This window comes from Streptomyces plumbidurans, assembly GCF_019857225.1.
Classification (GTDB): domain Bacteria; phylum Actinomycetota; class Actinomycetes; order Streptomycetales; family Streptomycetaceae; genus Streptomyces; species Streptomyces plumbidurans.
In genome coordinates, this window is record NZ_JAFJSY010000146.1 from 1 (window position 1) to 5,385 (window position 5,385).

Consider the following 5,385-nt stretch of genomic DNA (forward strand, 5'->3'; position numbering starts at 1 on the left):
TGTGAGTGGGTGGTGGGGTGGCAGTGGGTGGTCGTCAGCGGGATCGTGGGATGGGTGGCCTGGTAGCAGGTCCTGGACAGGGTGTTAGTCGCTGTCGTGGGGTGACCAAGTGGCTGTTGTGGGGCGGTTAGCAGGTCGGGTTGTGGCTGTCATGGGTTTCGCAGCCGTATGACGGTTCAGGGGGGTTCGGCGGGTGGGGCCGGGGCGGGTCCGGCTGCTGGCGTGCGGGCCGGTGGTGTGCCGTTGGCGCGGGTTGTGGTGGTGCGGCGGCTTCTTGAGGTGGATGGGCAAGGGGCGTTGTCGCGGCTGCATGTGCGGATCGCGGCGGAGTTGGCGGGGGTGTCGGAGCGGACGGTGTGGCGGTGGCTGGCGGAGGGGCGCCGGGGGCTTGTCGAGGCGCGGCCGCGGCGGGACGGGTTTTCGCTGAGTGACGTCTTGTGGGAGGTCCTGGCTCAGGGGGGCGGGAATGTTGCGGAGTTGCGGCGCAGGATGCTCCAAGCCGAAGAAGAAGGGCTGTTGGAGGGGTGGGGTGCGCGGTGTGTGCCGTCGCTGGCGACGTTGCATCGGGTGATCAAGCGGGATCTGGGGGCGGGGCGGGTGCTGGAGGTGGCCCGCCCGGCAGGGGCGCGCGCTGGGGTGGAGCCGAGTCCCTATGACCGGGCGCTGGCGGAGTTGGGGTTCGTGGACGGGGCGGCCGGATTGGCCGTGGTCGATGAGCCGGCCGGCGCTGCGGATGCGGCGCAGGGCGGGCCGGGCGCCGTGGAGGCAGCGGTGCGGGCGGGTGGGGTGCGGTTGTACGTGCCGGGGGCGCGGTTGGTGTCGACGCGGCAGGTGGCCGGGGTGGTGGAGGCGGTGGGGCATACGGTCGCCGCCCGCGGGATGTGCTGTGTGTTCGGGGATCCGGGCATGGGCAAGTCGGTCGCGGTGGAGCAGGCGGTGCGTCTTCTTCCCGGACGGGTGCCGGTGTGGCGGGCGGTGGCCGGGGTGGCACCCGGCCTGCCGCAGCTGCGGGCTGCGCTGTGTGAGGCGCTCGGCCTGCCGTCGGAGGCACTGAGCCACCGGGCCGGGCCGGCCGGGCAGGCGCTGGTGCGAGCCCTGGCTGAGCCGGGGGTGCTGGTGGTCGATGATGCCCAGCGTCTGACGCCGCCCTTGCTGGACTATCTGCGGCAGTTGTGGGACGCGCCGGGCTGTGCGGCGGCGCTGGTCTTGTGCGGGGCGGGAAGCGAACGCGCGGTGGCGCGGGCGTCGGCGTTGCGCTCGCGGGTGCTGACCTGGCACCAGGTCGGCCGGCTCGAGCCGTCTCAACTGCCGCAGACGCTGGGCCTGTTCCATCCGGTGTGGGCGCAGGCGGACCCGGATGACCTTGCCCGGGTGGACGAGCAGATGGCGCACGGCAATTTCCGTACCTGGGCGAAGATCACGGCGCATGTCTATGCGGCCCATGAGCGCGATCCCGTACGGCGGGTGGATGGGGAGCTGATCGAGCAGGCCTGCGCGCGTCTGGGCCCCTACCCGTGACGCCGGCTGCGCGGAGGGCTGGTGTACGGGGGTCTTCGCCTGTTGGTGACGAGGTAACGGGGTGGGCGAAGAGGCGCTCCACGCAAGCGGGCAAGGACGAAGGGGGGATGGGGTGGACGGACAGCCGCTGGCGCCGCCGGAGGATCCGGCCGGTGTGCTGGGGGAGGAGTCGTTGAGGGCGCTACGGGCGCCGGCGGTGCGTCGGCTACTGGCCTTGCGCGGCCAGCGGCGGCTGTCGCGGGAGCATGTGCGCCTGGCCGGGGAGTGCCTGGGGGTGTCGGAGCGGACGGTGTGGCGGTGGCTGGCTGAGGCCTCCCGCTCGCCCCGGGCCGCGCTGCGCCCCGGTGAGCGCAGCGGTGGCCGGTTCGAGATCACGGGGGAGATCCGGGTGCTGCTGGCGTACTGGCACGGCAACGCCTCCGCCGTGCACCGCCAGTTGGCGGCCCGGGCGGAGACCGGCAGCCGTGAGGGTCAGCCGGCGACGGCGCCTGAATCCGTGGCTCCTCCCGCGGGCGCGCCGCCGGCGCCGGTGCCGTCGCTGTCGACGTTCCTGCGCGCGGTGCGCCGTGATCTGACCGCGGGGGAGCGGGCCGGTCTTGCCGCGGGAGCGGACGCGGCACGCGCGCACGACGTCTTCGGTAAACGGGCGCTCTCCTGGCGCAATGACGTGTGGGAGGCCGATCACGTCCAGGCGCCGCTGCTGGTCGATGCCGACGGCGACCTGGTGCGCCCGTGGGTGACCTGGTTCATCGACACCGCCACCAAAGTCATCACCGGCACCGCCGTCACTCCCGGTACTCCTTCCCGCGCCTCGGTGCTGGCCGCGCTGCGCGCCGCTGTGCTGCGGGAAGAGCCCTACGGTCCCGCGGGAGGGACACCGGAGCAGGTGCGGGTGGACCGGGGCAAGGACTTCCTGTCGACCACCGTCACCGCGGCGTTCGGCACGATGGGCGTGACGGTGAAGGACCTTCCCGCCTACAGCCCTCATCTCAAGGGCACGGTGGAAAACCTCAACCGGGCCGTTGACCGGATGCTGTTCGCGGCCCTGCCCGGCTACACCCTCGCCCCCGTCACACACTGCTCCGGCCGGCGACGCAAAGGCGCGGGCCGCAAGCTGGAGAGGTCCGGGGCCTTGTCGTTTCAAGACTTCACCGCGGAAGTGCTGGCCTGGACCCACTGGTGGAACACCGAGCACCGGCCCCAGGTGCTGTCCGGCCGCACGCCGCTCGAGGCGTGGCAGGCCGATCCGACCCCCGTCACCGACGTCCCCGCCGCTGACCTGTGGACGTTCACCCTCGAGGACGACGGCCGCCCGCGGAAGCTGTCCAGCCACGGTGTGCGATGGCGTGGACGTACCTACATTGCGCCCTGGATGACCGGCCAGGCCGGCCGTACCGTCACCGTGCGCTACATGCCGCACCACGATCACGAGATCGACGTCTGCGACGCCCACGGCGCGTATCTGGGGCCCGCGCACCTTGCAGACGCGGCCACCCCCGAACAGCTGGCGGCCGTGCGCACGGCCCGCGCGCAGCGGGCCCGACGCCTGCGCGCGGAGGTGAAGGCCGCCGAGACGCTGCGCCGGCAGCGCTTCGCCCCGGCCACCACGGCCGAACCGGCCCGAAGGCTGGGAGCCCTCACCTCCGCCCAGGCCGAGCACGAACTGGCCGCCGCCGAACACACCGACCCCTCGAAGCTGGCCCTGCCCGACCTCATCCCGCACGCCGCACCCCCGGCCGACTGGCGCACCCCGCCCTCCCTCGCCGCCCGGGCCACACCCGGCCGGCCGGCTCCGCCCCCGCGTGAACCCGACCCCGACGGACCGCCCACTGGGGTGGCGGCTCCTGACGCCCTCGAAGACGGAGACGCCTTGTGACCGCGCCCGCCTACCAGTACGTCGACCTGCCCGATGCGTCCGTGGTCACCACCCGCGCCCTGCTCACCGCCCGGGAGAACATCATCGACACGGTCGCCGCGCGGGCCATGATGTGCATTCACGGCGGCGCCGGCTTCGGCAAGACCCTCGCGGTCAATGTCTGCCTGCGCGACCTCGAGCACGAGGACGTCCGCCGGATCACCTTCCGGGCCCGTCCCACCGCCCGCGCGGTGCGCTACGAGCTGTTCACCGCACTCGACCTGCCCGGCCAGCCCCCGCGTCACCCCAGCGAGTTCGACCGCCTGCTGAAAACCGCCCTGGCCGAACACCCCCGCACCTTCCTCGTGGACGAGGCCCAATGGCTCAACGGGGAGGCGTTCGAGTACTTCCGCTACCTCTGGGACGAACCCTCCACCCAGCTCGCCATCATCTTCGTCGGCGCCGAGGGCTGCCACACCGTGCTGCGCCGCGAGGCGATGCTCTCCTCCCGCATCTTCATCTGGCAGCACGTCACCCGCCTCACCCCCAGCGAAGTCCTCGAGACGATCCCGCTGTTCCACCCGGTCTGGGCCGACGCCGACCCCGCCGACATCACCTTCGCCGACAGCCGCGCCGCACACGGCAACTTCCGCGCCTGGGCGAGATTGACCGCCCACACCCGCACCGCACTTGCCCGCACCGGCCGCCCCCGCGTCGACCAAGACGTGCTGCGCTGGGCCTTCAGCCGGCCTGGGCGCCTCAGCATAAGGAACGACCGCCAGTGAGGCGCGCGGACGAGAGACAGTCAGTCGGCGGCCGGGGGATGGTCGTCGAGGACGATGGTCGTCGGTCTGCAGCACTCTCACTCGCGCCCGGATTCGGCTGTGGGGGTCATGGCGGTGTAGCGGGTGGGGGGTCGGCCACGTTCGTGGGCGTCGATGTCGGTTCGCCCACTGCAGATGGGGCAAGGGACGAAGCCTGTACTCGCTCGAGGTAGGCAAGCGCGGTGCCGATGTCGGTGGCCCCGCTCAGGAGTCTGTCTTCCTGCCTGCATCTCATCGAGGCCGTGCGGTAGCGGGAGATCCCGGCAAGTACCTCGTTGAAGATCCGTGCCAGGGCGATCAGCACCGGGGGGAGTGCGATGGTGAGCGCGAGCCAGAGCGGGGCCTTGCTCAGCGCTGTCAGGCTGGCAGCGGCGATGGTGAGAACGTCGTGGACGCGGGGTGTCGTCATGGGCTGGCTCCAGGAGGCGAGGCGGTGAGCGTGGGCAAGCAGGGAGCGGGCAGCAGGAGGCGTGGCGGTGCGGGCAGCGCGGCATGATTGACGGGACTGTGCCGAGCGCGGTCGCTAGTGGCGCAAGCCCGCTGTAAGCGGGGAGCGGACCGCCGTCGCACCCTGAGTCGAGCGAGTCGAATGCCCGGCAACAGCAGATGGGCCGTGTGTTACACCGCCACCGCCCAAGCCGCGCATCCCGCGGAGGCCCGGGCTACAGCCCGGGCCTCCGCTGACGTATGGGTTATGTCGTAATGCCGGGCGTCTGTGACGCTCGGCTGTGGAGCTTGTTGCGCTACTTGATCGCAGTGATCAGCACGCCGAGGAGGGCCACGCCGATCGTCAGCGCGCCCGCGAAGGCGAGCGCGGCACGGCTGACGGCGTCGGGTACCGCAGCGCCGGTCCACCGGGCCAGGCCGAAGCCGATGATGCCCACGAGAACCGAGGCCAGTACCAGGACCAGCACGGTAAGCATCAGGAACATCGCGTCATGCGTGGTCACGCGGCACTCCGCTGGTTCGTGCGGTCGCGGTCGACGTGCAGCGGTGCCGGGATCCAGATTCGTCGCTCACGGGCCGCTTCATAGAGGAATGTGCGGAAGCGTGACCGGCGGTTGCGCACGGCGCCGACCGTCGACCTGAGCTTCTCGGCGATCTCGCTGTCCGCGTAGCCCTCGAACGTCAGGCGCACCACGGCCTGCGTCTCGGCCGGCTGCGTGTCGAGCAGCTCCATGAACGGCC

At 71.8% G+C, this 5,385-nt stretch carries 6 protein-coding genes; 3 read left to right on the plus strand and 3 right to left on the minus strand.

What is annotated here, in order from left to right; genetic code table 11:
- Positions 1-243: 243 nt before the first annotated feature.
- The 3 genes from JYK17_RS39870 (at position 244) to JYK17_RS39880 (ending at position 4,158) form a co-directional block, all read left to right on the plus strand.
- Positions 244-1,518 carry an ATP-binding protein gene (locus JYK17_RS39870; RefSeq protein ID WP_128804318.1) on the plus strand — a complete coding sequence of 425 codons (1,275 nt, stop codon included), beginning with the start codon at positions 244-246 and terminating at the stop codon, positions 1,516-1,518.
- Between the two features lie 196 nt (positions 1,519-1,714).
- Positions 1,715-3,394 (plus strand): TnsB C-terminal domain-containing protein, encoded by a 1,680-nt coding sequence (locus JYK17_RS39875; protein ID WP_108015968.1) that lies wholly within the window; start codon positions 1,715-1,717, stop codon positions 3,392-3,394.
- A complete protein-coding gene (locus JYK17_RS39880; protein ID WP_108015942.1) occupies positions 3,391-4,158 on the plus strand; it encodes an AAA family ATPase in 768 nt (255 codons plus the stop codon). The genes JYK17_RS39875 and JYK17_RS39880 overlap by 4 nt, the downstream gene beginning before the upstream one ends.
- Before the next feature lie 106 nt (positions 4,159-4,264).
- On the opposite strand, the gene JYK17_RS39885 is transcribed toward JYK17_RS39880, so the two are convergent.
- The 3 genes from JYK17_RS39885 to JYK17_RS39895 form a co-directional block, all read right to left on the minus strand.
- The gene (locus JYK17_RS39885) at positions 4,265-4,606 is read right to left on the minus strand and encodes a hypothetical protein (protein WP_128804319.1); all 342 of its coding nucleotides are present in this window, start codon (positions 4,604-4,606) and stop codon (positions 4,265-4,267) included.
- Between the two features lie 334 nt (positions 4,607-4,940).
- A complete protein-coding gene (locus JYK17_RS39890; RefSeq protein WP_108015941.1) occupies positions 4,941-5,147 on the minus strand; it encodes a hypothetical protein in 207 nt (68 codons plus the stop codon).
- Positions 5,144-5,385: RNA polymerase sigma factor (locus JYK17_RS39895; RefSeq protein WP_222812297.1), on the minus strand; the 242-nt coding region annotated here is incomplete at its 5' end. The genes JYK17_RS39890 and JYK17_RS39895, both read right to left, overlap by 4 nt.